The organism is Rhizobacter sp. P3_B12 (genome assembly GCF_056402895.1).
This window is the reverse complement of record NZ_JBFUGN010001420.1, coordinates 1-1,152: the sequence shown is the minus strand read 5'-3', so window position 1 is coordinate 1,152 and position 1,152 is coordinate 1. Positions and strand designations below refer to the sequence as shown.

Annotated in this window: 2 protein-coding genes; both read right to left on the bottom strand. The window is 69.5% G+C overall.

Annotated features, from left to right (window positions below):
- A partial coding sequence (locus tag AC1D01_RS35760) for an SH3 domain-containing protein (RefSeq protein ID WP_477874423.1) occupies window positions 1-332 on the bottom strand: 332 nt, incomplete at its 3' end.
- Between the two features lie 13 nt (window positions 333-345).
- Window positions 346-990 (bottom strand): hypothetical protein, encoded by a 645-nt coding sequence (locus AC1D01_RS35755; RefSeq protein ID WP_477874421.1) that lies wholly within the window; start codon window positions 988-990, stop codon window positions 346-348.
- Between the last annotated feature and the right edge of the window lie 162 nt (window positions 991-1,152).

Here is a 1,152-nt window from a genome sequence, read left to right as displayed (position 1 = left end):
GCCTCGGTCAGCGTGGTCTCGAGCTGCGCGCGCGTGACCCAGCCTTCCTTGCCCTTGTCGGTGCGCACCTTGAACCAGTCGGTGTGGCGCAGCAGCACCTCGATCCACTCGCCCTTCTCGGCAATGTGGAACACCGGGTAGCCGCGGCCCGCGCCGGTGTGCATCTCGATGTAGGGGTCGCTGACCTGCAGCCGCTCCGGCGGCGTGTCGGCAGCCACGGCCGGCAGCGCCGCGCCGCCCAACGCACAGGCGAGCGCCAGCCCCTGGAAGGCGTGGCGAAGGCGGGTGTGGAGACGGCGTGGAGGGGACTCGGGCTGTGGAGCGAGGGTCATGCTGGCATTGTTGTCAGTTTGTATTGCAGGTCCCCGTGTTCGGGTCCGCCGGCGTGAACATGTTGTAGGTCGCGGTGCTGAACTCGTCCTGGCCCGACGGCGACGGGTGGGTGATCCAGTACTCGATCAGCTTGACGTTGGCGTCCTGGTCGTTCGGGAAGATCTGCCCGCCGCCATGCAGCACGTTGATCAGCAGCGGCTTCGCGAGCAGCCGGCTCTGCGTGGTCGAGCCTTCCACCACCTCGCCCTGCGCGGAGTAGAAGTTCTTGTACATGTCGGTCTGGCGGATCGCGTCCGGCGTGTTGGCCGGGTCGGTCACGTCCAGCGCGGTCGCGCCGGTGGCGATGCGGAACGCGCCGCCGGTGCCGGCCACCGTGTCATGGCAGCCCGAGCCGGCGCAGGTGTTGGTGGTGGTCGTGCCGTTGTGCGTGATCGGCAGCGCCGCCAGGAAGATCGGGTTGATGCACTTCTGGAAGTAGGCGTACGACAGGCGCTGGCCCGATGCGCCGGCCGGGTTGTTGATCGTCGACGGGTTGCCCAGCGGGTTGCCGCCACCGCCGCAGCTGGCGAGCCAGGCTGCGGCGAGGCAGGCACCCGCCGCGCGCAGCGGCACCCGCCAGGGTGCGCGCGCAGGTGCCTCGGGAGACGCGTGCGTCATGGGGTGGTACAGCCCTTCTTGATCCAGTTGGCGATCGTCACGTAGTTCGCGCTGCCGGCCGGCAGCACGGCGGTCGGCGAACTCGCGGCGCCCGCCGGGTGCGGGATCGTCGACGGCCGCTTCAGCAGCGAGTTGGCTTCCGGATGGCAGGCGTCGTTGATC